The 16,577-nt window shown below is 59.9% G+C and carries 13 protein-coding genes; 7 read left to right on the forward strand and 6 right to left on the reverse strand.

Translation table 11 applies throughout. From position 1 onward, the window contains the following. Positions 1-1,959 carry a DNA primase gene (gene dnaG / locus HK439_RS12725; protein ID WP_190291888.1) on the reverse strand — a complete coding sequence of 653 codons (1,959 nt, stop codon included), beginning with the start codon at positions 1,957-1,959 and terminating at the stop codon, positions 1-3. A 186-nt stretch (positions 1,960-2,145) separates the two neighbouring features. Then, positions 2,146-2,649, reverse strand: coding sequence for a GatB/YqeY domain-containing protein (locus HK439_RS12730; RefSeq protein WP_190291889.1), 504 nt, complete (start codon positions 2,647-2,649; stop codon positions 2,146-2,148). A gap of 242 nt (positions 2,650-2,891) precedes the next feature. Between HK439_RS12730 and carA the strand changes: the two genes are divergently transcribed. Beyond that, positions 2,892-4,076, forward strand: coding sequence for a glutamine-hydrolyzing carbamoyl-phosphate synthase small subunit (gene carA / locus HK439_RS12735; RefSeq protein ID WP_190291890.1), 1,185 nt, complete (start codon positions 2,892-2,894; stop codon positions 4,074-4,076). Positions 4,077-4,204: 128 nt separating this feature from the next. On the opposite strand, the gene HK439_RS12740 is transcribed toward carA, so the two are convergent. Next, positions 4,205-4,648 (reverse strand): MerR family transcriptional regulator, encoded by a 444-nt coding sequence (locus HK439_RS12740; RefSeq protein WP_190291891.1) that lies wholly within the window; start codon positions 4,646-4,648, stop codon positions 4,205-4,207. Positions 4,649-5,618: 970 nt separating this feature from the next. On the opposite strand from HK439_RS12740, the gene HK439_RS12745 reads away from it, so the two are divergent. From HK439_RS12745 to greA, 3 genes are all read left to right on the forward strand, one after another. Continuing rightward, positions 5,619-5,858 carry a helix-turn-helix domain-containing protein gene (locus HK439_RS12745; RefSeq protein ID WP_235987854.1) on the forward strand — a complete coding sequence of 80 codons (240 nt, stop codon included), beginning with the start codon at positions 5,619-5,621 and terminating at the stop codon, positions 5,856-5,858. Positions 5,859-6,027: 169 nt separating this feature from the next. Continuing rightward, positions 6,028-9,390 carry a carbamoyl-phosphate synthase large subunit gene (carB, locus tag HK439_RS12750; protein WP_190291893.1) on the forward strand — a complete coding sequence of 1,121 codons (3,363 nt, stop codon included), beginning with the start codon at positions 6,028-6,030 and terminating at the stop codon, positions 9,388-9,390. A gap of 189 nt (positions 9,391-9,579) precedes the next feature. Next, a complete protein-coding gene (gene greA, locus HK439_RS12755) occupies positions 9,580-10,053 on the forward strand; it encodes a transcription elongation factor GreA (protein ID WP_190291894.1) in 474 nt (157 codons plus the stop codon). A 98-nt stretch (positions 10,054-10,151) separates the two neighbouring features. Here greA and HK439_RS12760 read toward each other — a convergent pair whose 3' ends face one another. From HK439_RS12760 to HK439_RS12770, 3 genes are all read right to left on the reverse strand, one after another. Next, positions 10,152-10,502: a VOC family protein gene (locus HK439_RS12760; protein ID WP_190291895.1), complete on the reverse strand. Its 351-nt coding sequence runs from the start codon at positions 10,500-10,502 to the stop codon at positions 10,152-10,154. Positions 10,503-10,529: 27 nt separating this feature from the next. Next, positions 10,530-12,296 (reverse strand): putative bifunctional diguanylate cyclase/phosphodiesterase, encoded by a 1,767-nt coding sequence (locus tag HK439_RS12765; RefSeq protein WP_190291896.1) that lies wholly within the window; start codon positions 12,294-12,296, stop codon positions 10,530-10,532. Between the two features lie 248 nt (positions 12,297-12,544). Then, on the reverse strand, positions 12,545-13,015 hold the full coding sequence (locus HK439_RS12770) for an Lrp/AsnC family transcriptional regulator (RefSeq protein ID WP_190291897.1): 471 nt from the start codon (positions 13,013-13,015) through the stop codon (positions 12,545-12,547). A 221-nt stretch (positions 13,016-13,236) separates the two neighbouring features. On the opposite strand from HK439_RS12770, the gene HK439_RS12775 reads away from it, so the two are divergent. The 3 genes from HK439_RS12775 to HK439_RS12785 all read left to right on the forward strand — a co-directional run bounded on the left by HK439_RS12775 (position 13,237) and on the right by HK439_RS12785 (position 16,164). Further along, positions 13,237-14,181 carry a mitochondrial fission ELM1 family protein gene (locus HK439_RS12775; protein WP_328804153.1) on the forward strand — a complete coding sequence of 315 codons (945 nt, stop codon included), beginning with the start codon at positions 13,237-13,239 and terminating at the stop codon, positions 14,179-14,181. Positions 14,182-14,259: 78 nt separating this feature from the next. Continuing rightward, on the forward strand, positions 14,260-15,225 hold the full coding sequence (gene trxB, locus HK439_RS12780) for a thioredoxin-disulfide reductase (RefSeq protein WP_190291899.1): 966 nt from the start codon (positions 14,260-14,262) through the stop codon (positions 15,223-15,225). Positions 15,226-15,267: 42 nt separating this feature from the next. Continuing rightward, on the forward strand, positions 15,268-16,164 hold the full coding sequence (locus HK439_RS12785; protein WP_190291900.1) for a LysR family transcriptional regulator: 897 nt from the start codon (positions 15,268-15,270) through the stop codon (positions 16,162-16,164). The last annotated feature ends 413 nt before the right edge of the window (positions 16,165-16,577 follow it).

Raw genomic sequence — 16,577 nt, forward strand, 5'->3', positions numbered from 1 at the left:
CTACCCGGCGCCGACGGCGACGGAAACGGGCTCCGGAACGGACATCGGCGTCGCCTTGATCTTCTTTGCCCTCTCGGCGAGTTCGGCCTCTTCGCGCACGCATTCCTCGCGCCGGCGGCTCAGATCCTGGGTCACGGCGCGGATGCGGTTCCAGGCATCTTCATCCAGCTCGTTTTCGCTTGAGGCCATCTCCATCTCGAGTTCGTTTTCCAGGGTGCGCAGTTCGAGCACATCCAGAAAATGCAGGAAGACGGCCTCGACAAAATCCTCCGGCGGATGGTTACGCAGGAGCGGGAAGCGCTGGATGAGCGCGGAAAAGGCCCCGCCCTTTCGTTCCTGCAGGCCGGCCGAACGATCGGCGATCATTTCCGCCAGAAGCTGTTGCAGGGGCTCATCGGCAGAGGCAGCGAGCTCCGTCACCGGCGCACCGTCCCGGTCATCGGCGATCCGGCACAGGGCATCGCGAAAACGCCGGTGGAGATCGTCGGAGAACCAGAGGCTTGCGATCCGCTCCAGATGGCGGTCGAGCAACTGCGGATAGCGCACGCACAGCCCGCAAACCAGGCGCTCGGTTCCGAAAAGCGGCGTATCGGGGGCATCGACCCGGGCCGGGGCGGCTCCGGTATAGCTTGCGAAACCGTCCTTGTTCCTGTCTCCGCGCCGTTGCCGGGACAGTTCGAAAAACAGATTGGACAGCTTGAGCTTGATGTCGAGCTGATAGCGCCGCCGGACCCTCTGGTCGCGGATGGTCTCGATCAGATCGTCGAAGCGCTTTTCAAGGGCTGCCTTGCGTTCCGGCGTATCCAGCCTGGCAAGGGAAATCTCCCGCTCCCAGACGGCATCGAACAGGGGCTGCGCCCGTTCGATCTCGGCCTCGAAACCTGCAAGGCCGCGCTCCCTGATCAGGTCGTCCGGGTCCATGCCGTCCGGCAGGAACGAGAACTGGAACGAGTAGCCGCTTCTCAGAACGGGCAGGATCCGGTCGATTGCCCGGTGCGCGGCCGCGACACCGGCGACATCGCCGTCGAAGCAGACAACCGGCTCGGCCGCGAATTTCCACAGCCGCATCACCTGGTCTTCGGTGAAGGCCGTGCCGAGCGTGGCAACCACATGCTTCACACCGGCCTGCCACAGCGCAATGGCATCGAGATAGCCTTCCACCACGACCGCCTGGCCGGACTTGAAGGCCGGCTCGCGCGCCCGGTGGGCGTTGAACAGCATGACGCCCTTGTGGAACAGCGGCGTCTCCGGCGAGTTCAGGTATTTCGGCTGGCCGTCCGGATCGAGCGTCCGGCCGCCGAAGGCGACGACCCGGCCCCGCTCGTCCTGGATCGGGATCATCAGCCGGCCGCGGAACCGGTCATAGGTAGGACGGCCGTCATCGGGCCGGATGATCAGGCCGGCCTCGACCATCATCTCTTCCGGCACGCCCTTGCCGGTCAGATAGCGCTTGAGCGAGTCCCTGCTGTCCGGCGCATAACCGAAGCGGAATTCCCTTAAGGTTTCCTGCGTGAAGCCGCGCTTCAGAGCGTAGCCCCGTGCCGTTTCACCCCTCGAGGTGGCAAATTCCGCCTGGAAGAACTGCGCGGCCATTTCGCAAACGTCCGCAAGGCTGGCGCGTTGCTTTTCCCGGCGCGCAGCCTGCGGATCGGGCGCGGGCAAGGCCACGCCGGCCTGTTCGGCAAGCCGCTCCACGGCTTCGGGAAAGCTCAGCCCTTCCGTTTCCGTCAGAAAGCGGAAATGATCTCCTGACGCACCGCAGCCGAAGCATTTGTAGCGGTTGCGCCGGTCGTCCACGTGGAAACTCGGGGATTTTTCCTGATGGAACGGACAGCAGGCCCAGTAATCGCCCTTGCCCGGCTGGGTCTTGCGCCTGTCCCAGGTCACCCGACGGCCGACCAGATCGGACAGGGTGATCCGGGCCCTTATTTCATCGAGTAGCCGATTGTCGAAGCGCATGAATTCTGCCGAACCGAGCCTGACTTTACACCAGACGCACACATTATCAGATAGTCCGGCGATATCCGGACAGCAAAGAGCGAAGATAAGAATAAATTGCGGCCAGAGCGAGTCACTCCGCCCGCATACGGATCCCTGTGGCTAACCTGGGCATAACTCCGGGGCCTGGAACGCTGGAGCAGCCCGTCACCCGCCTTCACCGGCCTTCTTGGGCGGCGTATCCACGTTTTTCGGCCCGTCGGAGCGCAGCAGGTCCTTGACCACGCAGGAGGCCTGAACGAAATCCATCTTCCCCGGATAGCGGGCCTTCAGTTCCGACATGCACCGGCCGATATCCCTCAGGCCATGGGCATTGATGTCGCGCACGGTTTCCTCGCAGATCGACCGGATCTCTGCTTCGTCCAGCTTCTGCGGCAGGAATTCCCGGATGATCTCGCCTTCCGCGCGTTCCTGCTCGGCCAGATCCAGCTGTCCGCTTTCCTCGAATTCCTGCGCGGACACCTCGCGCTGGCGGACCATTTTTTCCAGGATATCGATGACGTCGTCTTCCGTCACGCCGTCCCGGCCGCTTTCGCGCGCCGCGACATCCCGGTCCTTCAGGGCCGTCTGAATCAGGCGCAAGGTGGCGATACGGCGCTTTTCGCCCGCCTCCTGTGCCTGCTTGAGTGCGATCGTTATTTTTTCGCGCATGCTTTTTCACTGCCCCCGCGGCTGCGGCAAACTTTAGTGCGCCCCAAGTCCGCCTTCAACCCATATCAAAGCAAGTTATTGAAAGATATAGCCTTTTTTTCACAGGAACTCTGTTGACGATCGAGATAGCTTCCCATAGAGTCCCGCGCTTAATGCAGATGGCAATCTGACGGGCCCCGGCCCGCGCGCTCACGCCCTTCCTGCAGCGCATGATGTCACCAACAACACCTGGAACGCAAGACATGACGACTGCAGACGCATGGTCCATAAAGCCGGCGACAGCCCTACTCGTACTTGCCGACGGCAGCGTGATCGAGGGTGAAGGCCTTGGCGCAACCGGCGACGCGGTTGGCGAAATCTGTTTCAACACCGCAATGACCGGCTACGAAGAGATCCTGACCGACCCTTCCTACGCCGGCCAGATCATCACCTTCACCTTTCCCCATATCGGCAACGTCGGCACCAACGAAGAAGACATCGAAACGGTCAACATGGCCGCCGACAGCGGTATTCGCGGCTGTGTGGTGAACGCCAGCGTGACCGATCCGTCCAACTATCGCGCCTCCCGGCGCCTGGACCAGTGGCTCAAGTCCCGCGGCATCATCGGCATCAGCGGTATCGACACCCGGGCCCTGACCGCCCTGATCCGTGAAAAAGGCGTGCCGAACGCGGTGATCGCCTATTCGCCGGACGGCAAGTTCGATCTGGATGCCCTGAAGAAGAAGGCCGCGGAGTGGCCCGGCCTTGAAGGCATGGACCTTGCCAAGGACGTCTCCACGACGCAGACCCACCACTGGGACGAAACCACCTGGAAGTGGGACGCAGGCTACGGCAAGGCCGGCGCGGCCGAATTCAAGGTGGTCGCGCTCGACTTCGGCATCAAGCGCAATATCCTGCGCCTGCTGACGGAAGCCGGCTGCGATGTCACCGTGCTGCCGGCAACGGCGACGGCTGAAGAAGTCCTGGCGCATCAGCCGGACGGTGTTTTCCTGTCCAACGGACCGGGCGATCCGGCTGCAACCGGCGAATACGCGACGGCAACGATCAAGGCGCTCATCGAGCGCGGCATTCCCGTCTTCGGGATCTGCCTCGGTCACCAGATGCTGGCCCTGGCCCTTGGCGGCAGGACTGTGAAGATGCATCAGGGCCACCACGGCGCCAATCACCCGGTGCACGATCACACCACGGGCAAGGTGGAAATCACCTCCATGAACCATGGCTTCGCGGTCGATGCCAAGAGCCTGCCGGACAGCGTGGAAGAAACCCACGTGTCCCTTTTCGACGGGTCCAACTGCGGTATCCGCCTGAAGGGCAAGCCGGTGTTCTCCGTTCAGTATCACCCGGAGGCCTCGCCGGGTCCCCGCGACAGCCATTATCTGTTCAAGCGCTTCACCGATTTCATGCGGGAAACGAAAAAGGCGGCCTGACCGGCCGGCACTCAAAACAAATTGGCGCGAAAACAAAAAATGGCCCGGAAGCATCCGGGCCTTTTTTTGTCGACAAAGCGTGCCGATTCGTCCCTGCGCCGGAGAAAGCAGACGCAGTACGAATGCCGTTAGTTGGCGGCCACCAGTTTGTTCAACGCCGTCAGGACGGTGTCGACTTCGGTAACCTGCTCGTCCAGAAGCGCCTTCTGCTCGTGCAGCATTTCCTGCTGCGCCTGGCAGATGCCCTGAAGTTCGCGATACTGGTCGCCTTTCGGCGTATCGCTTTCCACCAGCTTGATCACGCGGCGGATTTCCGCCAGCGTCAAACCGATCTTCTTGGCCTGCAGGATAACCCGCATCCGCCCGACATCCCTTGAGCCGTAAAAGCGGCGCGCACCCCGCCTTACAGGATGAAGGAGGCCTTTTTCCTCATAAAACCGGAGTGTTCGGAGTGTGACGCCGAACAGTTCCGACATCTCGGAAATCGCAAGAACCTCGTTTTCGGTTGCGGCATCTTCAACCGGCCCCGCGATATCCGGAACGGCGACTATGTTCATAGCTATGTTGTTCATCAAACTTGCCCGATAGTTTCTCGTTATTTTGCACGGTCAGGCGACTATCCGGCATTCAACGACACGGCCCACCTCCGTATTCATCGAATCCCACACGCCGGATACTCAGGATCGCTGCAACCCCTATCGCTACACATGACTGACAGGCACAACAGCGGCCGACCCCATACCGCGAAAGCTTTCACATAACTCTCTTACACTATTTTCGAACAGCTAATCCACGTCGTTTTCAAAAATTTGGCGCGAATTGCCAAAAAATAGCATTTTTTTAATAAGAGAGATGTTTTCACAACACATAAACTGCAACTTATGATTTTTATGCAAATTTTGCAGAGAAGCACAGCTTCGAAGTCGCTTTATTATATTAATTATCGATAATATTTACATGAAATATACGTTTGAAAATAAAGCCAGCGTATAAACAAATGTCCAGATAAAAAACGAGCTTCCATCCTCTTCGCCGGCGAAAAGATAAACAACGACCTCTGTAGAAACGTCAATATTCCAGAGTGATCTATTCGGCTTTGTTTTATTTGTTAACAATTCCGGCTCGAATAGTCTCAGCTTGAACAGTTTGAAATGCAACCGACACGAAGGTCAACGCCCCCTTCGAAAAAAATGCAGGAAAACAACACTAGAAGCCAAATACTTTCACGCATGAGACGATTTGTCCGGGCAACCGCCCTCTTCGGCAATTGTGGCACATAGTGCACTTGCGCATTGACAGTCCGGCCGGTTCGAGATTTTTCTGTTTCCGGATGAAGCTTATGTGGCGCTTCACTATTTTGTCGGTTAAGGAGTTCCCGGCTCCGGCTTTGCACCCGGGAAGGACCGCCGGCGCCGGAATCGATTGAACCGCCGAACACGAGAGACTTCGGACATCTTGCCCGCAAATGCGCGGATATTTGCTCGACCGGCAAGCACGATAGAAGACATGGCCGATACAAAAAATTCAAATGGCGCCCCTGTAATGAGCCCCGACCAGTTCCGTGAATGGCGTCGGTCGCTCGGGCTGAAGCAGAAGGAAGCCGCCGAACAGCTGGGTCTCAAGAAGCGGATGATCCAGTATTACGAAAAAGGCAACCGGGATGGCCGGCCGGTCGAAATTCCGAAGTCGATTCGTCTCGCCTGCTATGCCCTGTCGGAAGGAATCGGCGATTTTGACGGCAATAATGTCCTGCCGCCCGACGAAGCTCCGGCCAAGAATTAACGTTTTGCGCGCCAACGCGCTGTGAAAAAGGAATTTAGCCCCCGCGCGGGGTTTCCACGCCTCACAGTTTTCCCTATAAGACGCGCTCAGCCAACATTGACACTCATAATGGAACGAGCCGAACCGGCGGGCAGCCATGCCTGCACGGAAACGGCCGATGCGAGCCCCGATGCCAAAACGTACTGACATCTCCTCAATTCTCATCATAGGCGCCGGTCCGATCGTGATCGGCCAGGCCTGCGAATTCGACTATTCCGGTACGCAGGCCTGCAAGGCACTTCGAGAAGAGGGCTACCGCATCATCCTGGTGAATTCGAACCCGGCGACGATCATGACCGATCCGGACCTGGCCGATGCCACCTACATCGAGCCGATCACGCCGGAGATCGTCGCCAAGATCATCGAGAAGGAACGCCCCGACGTCCTGCTGCCGACCATGGGCGGCCAGACGGCGCTCAACTGCGCGCTCGATCTGGAAAGGATGGGCGTCCTTGAAGAATTCGGCGTCGAGATGATCGGCGCCCGGGCCGACGTCATCGAAAAGGCGGAAGACCGCGAGAAATTCCGCGCCGCCATGGATGTCATCGGCCTGGAGAACCCGCGCGCCGCCATCGCCTCGTCTCCGGAAATCCGGAACGAGAAGGGCAAGATCATCGGCTACGACCGTGCCACCGGCGTCCTGGAGGCCATGAAGGCGCTCGACGACATCGGCTTGCCCGCCATCATCCGCCCGGCCTTCACCCTCGGCGGCACCGGCGGCGGGGTTGCCTACAATCGCGAGGAATTCGAAACCATCGTCCGCTCGGGGATCGACGCGTCACCGGTCGGCCAGGTGCTGATCGACGAAAGCCTGCTCGGCTGGAAGGAGTACGAGATGGAAGTGGTCCGCGACAAGGCGGACAACTGCATCATTATCTGTTCCATTGAAAACGTCGATCCGATGGGCGTTCACACCGGCGACTCGATCACCGTTGCGCCCGCGCTGACGCTCACCGACAAGGAATACCAGATCATGCGCGACGCCTCGATTGCGGTGCTGCGCGAGATCGGCGTGGAAACCGGCGGCTCGAACGTGCAGTTCGCCGTCAATCCGGACAACGGCCGCCTTGTCGTCATCGAAATGAACCCGCGCGTGTCGCGCTCCTCCGCACTTGCGTCCAAGGCGACAGGCTTCCCGATCGCCAAGATCGCGGCCAAGCTTGCCGTCGGCTACACCCTGGACGAGCTGGAAAACGACATCACCGGCGGCGCGACCCCGGCCTCCTTCGAACCCTCCATCGACTATGTGGTGACGAAGATCCCGCGCTTTGCCTTCGAAAAGTTCCCCGGCTCCGAACCGGTCCTGACCACGGCGATGAAATCCGTCGGCGAAGTGATGGCGATCGGCCGCAACTTTGCCGAAAGTCTGCAGAAGGCGCTGCGCGGCCTTGAAACGGGTCTGACCGGACTGGACGAGACCGAGATTGCGGGCCTCGATCAGGGCGACGACAAGAACGCGATCCGCGCCGCGATCTCCGTCCCGACGCCGACCCGGCTCCTCAATGTCGCCCAGGCCATGCGGCTTGGCATGAGCCTTGAGGAAATCCATCAGGCCTGTTCCATCGATCCCTGGTTCCTGGAACAGATCGCCGATATCGTTGAAATGGAAGACAAGGTGCGCACGCACGGTCTGCCGCAGAACACCCAGATGCTGCGCAAGCTGAAGTCCATGGGCTTTTCCGATGCCCGGCTGGCCTCTCTTGCCGGCAAGGACGAGGCCGACATCGCGAAGCTGCGCGCGGAGCTTGACGTGCACCCGGTCTACAAGCGCATCGACACCTGCGCGGCGGAATTCGCCTCCCCCACCGCTTACATGTATTCCACCTACGAGGCTCCCTTCATGGGCAAGCCCGCCTGTGAAGCGGCCCCGACCGACCGCAAGAAGGTCGTCATCCTGGGTGGCGGACCGAACCGGATCGGCCAGGGGATCGAGTTCGATTACTGCTGCTGTCATGCAGCCTTCGCCCTGGACGAGGTCGGTTATGAAACCATCATGATCAACTGCAACCCGGAAACGGTCTCCACCGACTACGACACCTCCGACCGGCTCTACTTCGAGCCGCTGACTGCAGAGGACGTTCTGGAGATTATCCGCAAGGAGCAGGAAAACGGCACGCTGCACGGCGTCATCGTCCAGTTCGGCGGCCAGACGCCGCTGAAGCTCGCCCAGGCGCTGATGAAGGCCGGCGTGCCGATCCTCGGTACCTCGCCCGACATGATCGACCTGGCGGAGGACCGTGACCGGTTCCAGAAACTTCTGGTCAAGCTCGGCCTGAAGCAGCCGGAAAACGGCATTGCCTATTCCGTCGAACAGGGCCGGCTGATCGCGGGCAAGCTCGGCCTGCCGCTGGTCGTGCGCCCGTCCTATGTGCTCGGCGGCCGGGCCATGCAGATCATCCGCGACGAGGAAGCGCTCAATTCCTACCTGCTCGGAACCCTGCCCGAACTCGTCCCCGGCGACATCCGGGCGAAGTATCCGAACGACAAGACCGGCCAGATCAACACCCTGCTCGGCACCAACCCGCTGCTGTTCGACCGCTATCTGGACGGGGCGGTAGAGGTGGACGTGGATGCGCTGTGCGACGGCAAGGACGTCTTCGTCTGCGGCATCATGGAACATATCGAGGAAGCCGGCATCCACTCCGGCGATAGCGCCTGTTCCCTGCCGCCCTACAATCTGTCGAAGGACATCATCGAGGAACTGAAGCGCCAGACCACCGCCCTTGCCCTGGCCCTCGAGGTCGGCGGGCTGATGAACGTGCAATATGCCATCAAGGACGGCGACATCTATGTCCTGGAAGTCAACCCGCGCGCTTCGCGCACCGTGCCTTTCGTCGCCAAGACCATCGGCGACCCGGTCGCCAAGATCGCAAGCCGCATCATGGCGGGCGAAAGCCTCGCCTCCTTCGGACTTGTGGAAAAGAACCTGAAGCACGTCGCCGTCAAGGAAGCCGTCTTTCCCTTCACCCGCTTCCCCGGCGTCGACACGGTTCTCGGCCCGGAAATGCGTTCAACGGGTGAGGTCATGGGCCTCAACGGCGCCTTTTCCACCGCATTCGCCAAGTCGCAGATCGCCTGCGGGACCGGCGTGCCGGAAAAGGGGACGGTTTTCGTCTCCATGCGCGATCCGGACAAGGCAGGCGTGGTCGAGGCCGTGCGCATGCTGGAACAGGCGGGCTTCAACATCATCGCCACCGGCGGAACCCAGAGCTTCCTGCAGGACAAGGGAATTTCCTGCAAGAAAATCAACAAGGTTCTGGAAGGCCGGCCGCACATTGTCGACGCCATCAAGAACGGCGAAGTCCAGCTTGTCTTCAACACCACCGAAGGCGCCCAGGCGCTGCTCGACAGCCGCTCGATGCGCCAGGCCGCGCTGATGAACAAGGTTCCGTATTACACCACCCTTGCCGGCTCGGTTGCCGCCGCCAAGGGCATCGTCGCTCACAAGAAAGGCAACCTCGAAGTGAGACCTTTGCAATCTTACTTCGCTTGAGGCTATTATCCGGCCCGCCTTTCTCACACTCCCTTTGCCCTGCATCACGGAAACAGACAACAGGGCAAAGGGAGTGTGAGAAATGTGGGCTAGCCCCCCGGCCGGGAAAGAAATCCTTTCCCGGCTGGGTTTCTTTTTATGATGCGAGGTCCTGGAAAGAGGGCCCGGTAAGCTGAAGGTCTGTGACCAATGGAAAAAGTTCCGATGACCTCCGCCGGTTACGCGATGCTGGAACAGGAATTGAAGCAGCGCATGTCGGTCGAGCGCCCGCGTATCGTGGATGCGATCGCCGAAGCCCGCGCGCATGGCGATCTGTCGGAAAACGCCGAGTATCACGCCGCCAAGGAAGCCCAGAGCCACAATGAAGGCCGGATCACCGAGCTGGAGGACAAGCTCTCGCGCGCAGAAGTGATCGACGTGACCAAACTGTCCGGCGATGTGGTCAAGTTCGGCGCCACGGTGTCCCTCATCGACGAGGACACCGAGGAAGAGAAGAAATACATGATCGTCGGCGACGTGGAATCCGACGTGAAACAGAACAAGATCTCCATATCTTCGCCGATCGCCCGCGCCCTTATCGGCAAGACCATCGGCGACAGCGTCGAAGTGTCCGCTCCCGGCGGGGCACGGTCCTACGAGATCGTTGACGTTCAATTCATCTGATCCGGACCCGGTCCTGCGGCCGGATCAGATCCTCCCGTAATCCGCATAGACGGCACCGCGTGGCGCGCTGCAACGGCAGCCGCGCGGGTGCCTGACGGTTATTGGTGCTGGAGGATGTTGACGACGCGGTCAAAAGGGTCGCGAACGAAAAAACGCCTGACGCCCCACGGTTCGTCCACCGGTCCGTAGAGGATCGGGAAGCCCCGGTCCCGGGCCCGCTCCAGGACCTCATCCAGATTATCGACCTCCACAGAGAGGTCGGGGACTTCGGTTCCCGATCCGCCTTCGCTGGCAATGCTGAGCTGAGGCATTGCCGATCCGGAATCGGCATATGTCACGAGCCATCCATGGTCCATAACGATGGCCATGCCCAGAACTTCGCCGTAGAAACGGGCGGCCGCCCCCGTGTCCGGGGAGGCGATATTGGTGACGACGCGTTTGACGGTCATTGAATTTCCTCCTGCATGCACGAGCGGTCAGACGGATACCTGCCGGGACCGACCATGAATGTCAGGCATGCCGACAGCCTGGATTTCCCTGTCGTCGGACGCCTCGGCCTGACCTGTGGCCGCCGCCGGCGGTTTGCGCCCACCGGATTTCAGGAGCTTTTCGAATTCGGGGCCGCTGATCGGACGGCTCCAGTTGTAGCCTTGACCGAGATTGAAGCCAATCTGCTGAATGATCTGCGCCTCCTCCGCGGTTTCCACCCCTTCGGCGACCGATACCAGTCCGAATTCGCGGGCAAGCATGACCATCGTCCGCAGAACCGCCTGGTTTTCCGGTTTGCCGGCCGACCCTGAGACGAAGCTGCGGTCCACCTTGATCGTATCGACCGGGTATCTGGTCAGGCTGTTCAAGGAGGCATATCCGGTTCCGAAATCGTCCAGTCCGATCGTTACCCCCAGGCCCCTGAGATAACCCAGGACCTCGATGAAATTGTCAGACGAATCCAGGATCGTGTTTTCGGTCAGTTCCAGCTCCAGCGATCCGGCGTCCAGACCGGTATCGGCCAGCGCCCAGGTCACATCGTTGACGAGGGACTTGGAATAGGTCTGTCTCGGAAACAGATTGACCGCGATTTTCAGCGGTCGTCCGGCAAGCGCGCGCCACTTTTGCGCCTGGGCGCATGCCTGAAACAGAACCCAGCGGCCGATGCTGACAGACATCTCGCTGCCCGTGATCAGATCGATAAAGCAGTCCGGTGCCAGCAGGCCTCTTTTCGGGTGGTTCCACCGCAGCAGCGCCTCCGCGCCGACGGTCCGGCCGCTGCGGATATCGATCTGCGGCTGGAAGTGAAGTTCGAACTGATCCTTTTCCAACGCCGCCTTCAATTCCGGCATGAGTGCGAAACGCTCTTCGACCGCCTCCCGCAGATCGGGGGTAAACCTGGAAACCCGCCCGCGGATGATCTTGGCTTCGTAAAGCGCCAGGTCGGCATTGCTCATCAGCTCGTCGGGAGTAATCCCGTTCTCAGGTGCATGCACGACGCCCGCGCTGCACCCGATCGTGATTTCATGGGCACCGATGAAAACAGGCTTGCGCACATTCCAGATCGCCGTTTCGACGAAGGCGAAGGCATTCTGCGGGTCGGCGCAGGTCGGCAGGATCAGGGCGAACTCGTCTCCCCCGATCCGGTAAAGGCGCATTTTTTCATGCATGACCTCGCGCAGCCGATCGCAAAAAGCCACGAGCAACTTGTCACCGACGGAATGACCCAGCGTGTCGTTGACATCCTTGAAATGGTCGAGATCGAACAGGCCGATACAGACGCCATTCGCACGGGCATCGATCCCGGACATGGCTTCCGCCAGGTCCTCATTGAAGGCCCGCCGGTTCAAGGCGCCCGTAACCGGATCGAAATAGGCTGATTTCCTGATTTCTTCCGCCAGCCTCACGTGCTCCGAGACATCCCGGGCAAAACAGATTATATCGCCGTTCGCGTTCAGCTTGCTCAAGGAGATATCGAGCGGGATTTCCGATCCATCCTTGCGCCTGCCGAAGATCCGCTGCACCGACCCCATGGGCCTGGAAACCGGATTCAACGCATAGGTTTCACGCAGCTTCGCATGACCTGCAAACCGATCGGGGACAAGGATTTCGATTTTCCGGCCAATCAGGTCTTCGCGCGCGTATCCGAAAATCTGCTCCAGCGCGCCGTTAAACGCCTGAATGGTGCCGGTGCGGTCGCAGATAAGGACCCCATCGGGAATATCATCAATGGAAATCTGCAGCGTCGTCCCCACTCCGCCCCCCTGCAAAAGCCTTTGAGACCGGGGCCCGTCTCGCCGCCCGATATCAAACCTCGTCTTTTGCGAGTAAGTTGATCTACGTAGGCAAGCATGTAGAGCGCAGTGTTAATGTGCAGTAAACTCGAAACGATTTTGGCGGAGAATGCCAAAAAATCGTCTAAATCCGCCCATAATCAAGAATTAATATAATACATATATAATATCACAAATATAGCTTACGTTGCGTTACTCAACATTGATCATCAGTCTTCAATTGGAACAATCGGTTCATCTTTGGTTCGACGAATGGTCAGGGCAGTGCGCACGCTCGCCACGTTTGGCGCAGCCGTCAATTCGCTGATGACGAAATTCTGGAAACTCTGCAGATCCGGAGCCACGCATTTCAGAAGAAAATCGACTTCTCCGGACAGCATGTAACTCTCGCGCACGACATCCCAGGCCTGGACCGTTTTCTCAAAGGCGATCAGATCGGCCTCTTTCTGGCTGTGCAGCCCGACCATGGCGAATGCGGTCACGTCAAAACCCAGTTGCTTTTCATCCAGAAGCGTCCGGTAGCCGCGGATCAGCCCGGCCTCTTCCAGTGCGCGGACACGGCGCAGGCAGGGAGGGGCGGATATTCCGACCCTGCGGGCGAGTTCGACATTCGTCATCCGCCCGTCTTCCTGCAGCTCTTTCAGGATGTGCCAGTCGATTGCATCAAGCCGCGCTTTCACTCTTGGTCTCCCGGGCCGTATTGCGTTGTCCGGCCAGCCCGGATACGGCCTTGATCTGGAAAATCGAATACCGTTCTGCCGCAAATCCGGCCGGACGGTTCACCTCAGCCGAATTATGATTTTTTGCGCATTTGTGCAAGACTATAACAAAATCGCGCATGATTCAGAAACATCACAACAGGAATCCCGTGCATACACCGCCACTGCCAGAAAGTTGTTGGGTGCTGACAGACGGCAAGGCGGGGGACGAAACCCAATGCATCGGCGTCGCCGAGGCGCTCGGGACCGCTTACGGGATCCGCCGTGTCGCGCCCCGCCCGCCCTTTTCCTGGATGATGCCGTGGGGCCCCGTCGACCCGCGCGAAAGCGAAAGCCGGCCCGGCAGCCCGATCGCCCCACCCTTTCCGGATATCGTCATCGCATCGGGACGGCGCGCGGTTCCCTATCTGAGGCGAGTCAAGAAGGCCTCTGATGGACGGACCTTTACCGTGTTCCTGAAGGACCCGCGCACCGGCCCGAAGACCGCCGACCTGATCTGGGTGCCCGAGCACGACAGCCTGCGCGGCACGAACGTCCTCGTGACACCCACCGCCCCGCACCGGTTTTCCCGTCAGGTCCTGGCGGATCTTCGGACTAGGCCGCACCCGGACATCGATCCCCTGTCCCATCCGCGCGTGGCCGTCCTGATCGGCGGCGACAGCCGGCATCATACCTTTACCCAAGACGATATCGAAAGCCTGATGGCTGGTCTGGCACGGCTTCAGGAGCAAGACGGCGCCTCCTTGATGATCACCGCATCCCGCAGGACGCCGGAATCGCTCAAGAGGCGGCTGGAACAACTTGCCGCATCCGGAAGCTGTCTCTTGTGGGACGGCAGCGGCGAAAATCCCCTCTCCGCCTATCTCGCCAAGGCGGATGCCGTTGTCGCGACGGCCGATTCGACCAACATGATCGGCGAGGCGGCAGCCACCGGAAAACCGGTTCACGTGTTCACGCCCCAGGGCAATCACCCGAAAATTGACCGCTTTCTGGGGACTTTGACCTCACTTGGGATCATTCACCCCTTTCCGGGGCCGCTAAAAAACACTACCTACGAGCCGCTGGACAGTACGCCGATGATCGCCAGCGAAATCCTGCAGAGATTCGCAAGACATCGGGCGGGCTGACAAAAGAATACCGGATCCGGCCGTCCCGACGGCGGCCGCCCGCGACAGGCAAGGCGAACGAGACGAGGCGCATCACCCATGACCACCGAGCATTCCAAGCTTTTCATCATCGGCTCGGGACCTGCCGGCTATACCGCGGCAATCTACGGCGCCCGCGCCATGATGGAGCCGACGCTTGTCGCCGGCATCCAGCCGGGCGGCCAGCTTACCATCACCACCGATGTGGAAAACTATCCGGGCTTTGCCGACCCTATCCAGGGCCCGTGGCTGATGGAACAGATGCAAAAGCAGGCTGAAAACGTCGGTACGAAGATCGTCTACGACACGATCCTCAAGGTCGATCTGTCGAAGCGCCCTTTCCGCATGGAAGGCGACAGTGGCACGACCTATACCGCCGATGCGCTGGTCATCGCCACCGGCGCCCAGGCCCGCTGGCTCGGCCTGCCGTCGGAAGAGGACTTCATGGGCGCCGGCGTCTCCGCCTGCGCCACCTGTGACGGATTTTTCTACCGCAACAAGGAAGTGGTGGTTGTCGGTGGCGGCAACACGGCGGTCGAGGAAGCCCTTTATCTGGCCAACCTTGCCTCCAAGGTCACCCTCGTTCACCGCCGCGACAGCCTGCGCGCGGAACGCATCCTGCAGGATCGCCTGCTCAAGCACCCAAAGATCGAGGTGATCTGGGACCACGCGGTCGATGAAATTCTGGGCGGCGGCATTCCCAAGGCGGTCAACGGGGTCCGCCTGAAAAATACCAAAACCGGCGAAACGCAGGAAATTCCGACCGACGGCGTCTTCATCGCCATCGGCCACGCGCCGTCGGTGGAGCTGTTCAAGGGACAGCTTCCGCTCAAGCCCAACGGGTATCTGGAAACGGCACCCGACAGCACGAAGACGGCCATCCCGGGCGTCTTTGCCGCCGGCGACGTGACCGATGACATCTATCGCCAGGCCGTCACCGCGGCCGGCATGGGCTGCATGGCAGCGCTTGAAGCGGAACGGTTTCTGGCGGAACATGAAGCCTCCGCACCCGAACCGGCGGAATAAGACGGCAACCTGGCAAATAAACAGCAAGCGGGGGCGTGTGACATGGATTGGGACAAACTGCGCATCTTCCATGCCGCCGCCCAGGCCGGCAGTTTCACCCACGCCGGCGATGTGCTCAACCTGAGCCAGTCGGCAGTGAGCCGTCAGGTCAGTTCCCTGGAACAGGATCTGGGCGTGCCGCTGTTTCACCGGCACGCCCGCGGTCTTTTGCTCACCGAACAGGGTGAACTGCTTTACCGGACCGCCGCCGATGTCCTGATGAAGCTGGAATCGGTCCAGAGTCGCCTTTCCGACAGCAAGGACAAACCGTCCGGCGTGCTGAAGGTGACGACCACCGTCGGCCTCGGTTCCACATGGCTGACCTCCAGGATCAACGACTTCATCAACCTCTATCCGGATGTACAGCTGCAGCTGATTTTCGACGACGACGAACTGGACCTGGGCATGCGCGAGGCCGATGTCGCGATCCGGCTGCGCCTGCCGACCCAGCCGGACCTCATTCAGCGCAAGCTCTTCACCGTGCATTTCCACGTGTACGCGGCACCGAGCTATTTGAAACGCTTCGGCACCCCGCGCAGCATCGACGATCTGGACAAGCACCGGATCGTCACCTTCGGCGAACAGGCCCCGGCCTATCTGCGCGACATGAACTGGCTCGACACGGCCGGGCGGACACCGGCGGATCCACGTCGCTCGGTGTTGCAGGTGAACAACCTGGTGGCCATCAAGCGCGCCGTCCAGACCGGCGTCGGCATTGCCATACTGCCCGACTATATCATCGAGAAGGACAGCGGCCTGGTGCAGGTCCTGACCGAACTGGAGGACAAGGTGCCTTCGTTCGACACCTATTTCGTTTATCCGTCGGAACTCAAGAACACCGCACGGGTGAAAGTGTTCCGCGACTTCCTCGTCGCCAATGCCGAAACCTGGGTTTACTGAGGCAATCGTCTGCCCATTTGATAGACATGCCCAATCTGACTGCAAATTATGCAGATTCCTGAGATCCGGACCGGGCGCTCATTGAAATCTGCGAAAATAACATCAAGAGTTGCACTTTTTCACGCCTGATTTTTGCAATAAACCCTTTTAAATCAGCGTATTATAAAAGCCATTCGGTTTTTGCATACCAGATCTGCACGCCTGCCTCTTGTTTCACCAGCTTGTGCACTGCATATAAGCATCACTGTTGGTCAGTTGGCGCAGCTCGTTCCTCCCAGCAGCGCCTTATCTGCCAGCTGTTCCCCTCTGGAAGGTGATTCCACTGCAAAATGCAGTGAAATCAAAATCTAAACTGCCGGGTCCTTGACCCGGCATTTTTTTTGCGCTGCAAGATCGAAGCCCGGGCGCCATTT

Origin of the sequence: Roseibium aggregatum (assembly GCF_014692675.1) — a bacterium.
Taxonomy (GTDB): Bacteria; Pseudomonadota; Alphaproteobacteria; order Rhizobiales; family Stappiaceae; genus Roseibium; species Roseibium aggregatum_C.

What these genes read in the sequence shown, in the direction of transcription:
- dnaG (WP_190291888.1), bottom strand. Translation starts at nt 1,959, where the DNA reads ATGCGCTTCGACAATCGGCTACTCGATGAAATAAGGGCCCGGATCACC.
- HK439_RS12730 (WP_190291889.1), bottom strand. Translation starts at nt 2,649, where the DNA reads ATGCGCGAAAAAATAACGATCGCACTCAAGCAGGCACAGGAGGCGGGC.
- carA (WP_190291890.1), top strand. Translation starts at nt 2,892, where the DNA reads ATGACGACTGCAGACGCATGGTCCATAAAGCCGGCGACAGCCCTACTC.
- HK439_RS12740 (WP_190291891.1), bottom strand. Translation starts at nt 4,648, where the DNA reads ATGAACAACATAGCTATGAACATAGTCGCCGTTCCGGATATCGCGGGG.
- HK439_RS12745 (WP_235987854.1), top strand. Translation starts at nt 5,619, where the DNA reads ATGAGCCCCGACCAGTTCCGTGAATGGCGTCGGTCGCTCGGGCTGAAG.
- carB (WP_190291893.1), top strand. Translation starts at nt 6,028, where the DNA reads ATGCCAAAACGTACTGACATCTCCTCAATTCTCATCATAGGCGCCGGT.
- greA (WP_190291894.1), top strand. Translation starts at nt 9,580, where the DNA reads ATGGAAAAAGTTCCGATGACCTCCGCCGGTTACGCGATGCTGGAACAG.
- HK439_RS12760 (WP_190291895.1), bottom strand. Translation starts at nt 10,502, where the DNA reads ATGACCGTCAAACGCGTCGTCACCAATATCGCCTCCCCGGACACGGGG.
- trxB (WP_190291899.1), top strand. Translation starts at nt 14,260, where the DNA reads ATGACCACCGAGCATTCCAAGCTTTTCATCATCGGCTCGGGACCTGCC.
- HK439_RS12785 (WP_190291900.1), top strand. Translation starts at nt 15,268, where the DNA reads ATGGATTGGGACAAACTGCGCATCTTCCATGCCGCCGCCCAGGCCGGC.